The organism is Oribacterium sp. (genome assembly GCF_057249185.1).
Window position 1 is genome coordinate 1 of record NZ_DBHIGR010000207.1, and the last position, 3,259, is coordinate 3,259.

Consider the following 3,259-nt stretch of genomic DNA (forward strand, 5'->3'; position numbering starts at 1 on the left):
TTCTTTGAGTCGTTATAGAGTCGTTGACTTGCGTTCTTTTATATAAGGAGGAACTATGATCCTGATTGAAAACGGAACCCTCGTAAGCCCCAGAGAAAGTTTCCTTGGAGACATCCTTGTGGAAGGGGAGAAAATCAAAAAAATTTTTCGAAAGGACAGCCCTAATTTCCAAGCCGAGAAGGATAGGGCTTTGGCTTCCGAAAATACTGTAGAACGGATTGATGCCGACGGAAAGCTCATTTTCCCGGGCTTTATTGACTGCCATACCCACTTTGAACTCCATGTTGCCGGCACTGTAACCTGCGATAACTTCCCCTCCGGCACCAAGGCCGCCATCTCCGGCGGAACCACCAGTATTGTGGACTTCGGCACCCAGTACAAGGGAGAAACCCTGATGGAAGGCTTTAAAAATTGGCAGAAAAAGGCTGATTTAGGCGCTTCCTGCGACTACGGCTTCCACATGTCCATCAGTGACTGGAATGAAGAGGCCAGCAAGCAATGTCAGGATATGATGGATGAGGGACTTAGCACCTTCAAAGTTTACATGACCTATGATATTCAGGTAGATGACGAGGAAATGTTCTTCATTTTAAAGAGATTGAAGGAAGTTGGAGGCATCACCGGTGTACACTGCGAAAATACCGGTATGATTGCCGCTTTACAGAAGAAGTATATTGCTGAGGAAAGTACAAAAAAATCTGTGTCTTCCCACTACCTTTCCCGTCCGGATGATGCGGAGGCGGAGGCCATCAACCGTATGCTCTATATTGCCGATGTGGTAGACACGCCCATTATTGATGTGCATTTGACCTGTGAAAAGGGACTAAATGAGATTCGAGAGGCTAGAAAACGGGGTCAAGTGGTATTTGCAGAAACCTGCCCCCAGTACCTGACTATGACCGATGATCTGTACAATTCCGATTTTGAGACCTCTGCCCGTTATGTAATCGCTCCCCCTCTTCGGAAAAAATCCGATCAGGAAGCACTATGGAAGGCTCTGGCTGATGGAGAAATTCAGACCATTTGTACTGACCACTGTTCTTTCACCTTGGAGCAGAAGAATCTGGGCAAAGAGGATTTCCGGAAAATCCCCGGCGGAATGCCCGGTGTGGAAACCAGAGGAGAAGTCATTTTCTCCGAAGGTGTGGTAAAGGGACGAATTTCCAAGGAGCGTATGGCGGCTCTTCTTTCCGAGAATCCCGCAAAGCTCTACGGCATGTATCCGGAGAAGGGAATCTTGCAGGAAGGGTCTGACGCGGACATCGTTTTACTGGATCCCAACAAGAAGAAAACCATTCGCAAAGAGAATCAGGTTTCCCGCTCCGACTATGCCCCATTGGAAGGACTGGAGATTCAAGGTTGCATCGAAGAAGTCTTCCTGAGAGGAAAACTGGTGGCTAAGGGCGGTAAGGTGCTTTTGGAGAATCAGGGTAAATACCTAAAGAGAAAGAAGTTCCAACCGGTGGTATAAACTTGTTCCCACTAGACTCTAAAATAAGAGGTTGTGAAAAATCAAAAAAATTTTCTAAGCAATATAGGTCTGAAACGGGGCACGCTCCCGCTAGCCTCGCCATGTAGCGGAGATACTAAGCGAAAAACTGCGTTTCTCTTGTTTTTCGCAAGTACCGACGGGCTCAGACTACCCCGAATTCAGACCTATATTGCCGAAAATAACTTTTTATTTTGATTTTTTACAGCTCCTTTTATATATCTTTCAGCCAACAATTAAAACGCAGTTATTATTCAAGGTTAGCATGATTTAAAAACATTTTTTCCTCGTTCATTTGCAGTAAATGCATTAAATCCATAACCATTGTATCGCAAACCAGCCAAGCCATTTGTTCAAACGAACTCCCCATTACTTGCACGCTTTTATCCGTATTCTTTAATTGGCTTTTAGGTGTAGAACCCGGCAATATAATTCTATAATCCGCAATCTTTCCTATCGATGAATCTACATGTATAGTAATAAGTAAAACTTCTGCCCCAATCTTCTTCGCTTTCTCTGTTATATGTACTAGACTTCCTGTTTCTCCTGACCCACTTCCAACAATCAATAAATTTCCAGATCGAATAGCCGGTGTGGTTGCATCTCCAACAAAATGTACTTGTTTTCCTAGATGCATCAAACGATTGGCAAAAGCACGCATTACAAATCCTGTTCGTCCACAACCCGCAACAAAAATCATTGTCGATTTAGCAATAAGATTTGCTGCCATTTCTATTTCTTGCCCATTTACCATATCTGCATTTTCTTGCAGTTCCTTTATGATCCTCAGTAATTCTATAGACTTCGTCATAGTGTACCTCTTTCATTTAAAAAACCTACTGTAGTAGCATTCCACAGTAGGCTATTTTTTATTATAATTCAAAAACATGACGCACAAATTCACATGAATGTTTAGCATCTGCATCCAATTTTGCTTCTGAGGTATCTGTTAAAAGATTTCGCCAAATCTTTATATCTTGCCCAACTCTTCCCCCCTGTAAGACAAATGGTTCCATAACTGCTGCATGCTGATAATGAATATCTCGAAGCGCCTGTCCAATTTCGGCCCATGGCATAGTACCTTTACCGGGAACCTTACGATTTCGTTCTCCCATATGAAAGTGTACCAGCTTATCTCCGGCTTTTCTGATGGCATCTCCAATGTTATCTTCCTCAATATTCATATGAAATGTATCTAACATCACACCTACTCGATTATTTCCGACAGCATCAATATATCTTAAACACTCATCACAAGTATTGATAAGATAGCCTTCAAAACGATTAAGCACTTCCATTCCAAGTGTAATATCATACTCCTCTGCATATTTTGCAATAAGTTTCATATTCTTTACAGAAGTTTCAAAATCACGTTCTTTATTAATATCACTATTAAAATCAACCGGCCAATAAGAATACAGTCCTCCACCTAAAATATGGATATTCATCAAATGGAGTTTCCGAAGTGTTTCTTTGAAAAATTCAATTGCATTTTTTTGTACAGCTTCATCTGGTGAGGCAAGATTTTCATCTTTCTGAGGACCATATCCAGCTGTTAAAATAATCCCTTTTTCCTTAGCATATTCCCCTATTCTAAGTAACTGCTCATCTGTTGTGTAATCTTTTTTAAATGCACCACAGGAAATTTCAAGAATATCAAATCCCAGTTCCTTGACCTTGTCAATATATTTAAAGTAATCACCAGTCCATTCTTTTTCCCAATATGCATAGTAAATACCATATTTCATCTTGTTTCTCTCTATTCTTTTT

At 41.3% G+C, this 3,259-nt stretch carries 3 protein-coding genes; 1 reads left to right on the plus strand and 2 read right to left on the minus strand.

The annotated features are described in order from the left end of the window. Positions 1-55 precede the first annotated feature (55 nt). Complete coding sequence (gene hydA, locus ACO4PX_RS09445; protein WP_485572417.1) at positions 56-1,471, plus strand: dihydropyrimidinase; 1,416 nt, start codon at positions 56-58, stop codon at positions 1,469-1,471. Between the two features lie 268 nt (positions 1,472-1,739). On the opposite strand, the gene hxlB is transcribed toward hydA, so the two are convergent. Further along, positions 1,740-2,300 carry a 6-phospho-3-hexuloisomerase gene (gene hxlB / locus ACO4PX_RS09450; protein WP_485572419.1) on the minus strand — a complete coding sequence of 187 codons (561 nt, stop codon included), beginning with the start codon at positions 2,298-2,300 and terminating at the stop codon, positions 1,740-1,742. A gap of 61 nt (positions 2,301-2,361) precedes the next feature. Beyond that, positions 2,362-3,259 (minus strand): D-psicose 3-epimerase (locus tag ACO4PX_RS09455; RefSeq protein ID WP_485572421.1); only part of this gene is annotated, 898 nt, incomplete at its 5' end.

Excerpts from the sequence above, each read along its gene's own strand:
- hydA (WP_485572417.1), top strand. The coding sequence starts at position 56 with ATGATCCTGATTGAAAACGGAACCCTCGTAAGCCCCAGAGAAAGTTTC.
- hxlB (WP_485572419.1), bottom strand. The coding sequence starts at position 2,300 with ATGACGAAGTCTATAGAATTACTGAGGATCATAAAGGAACTGCAAGAA.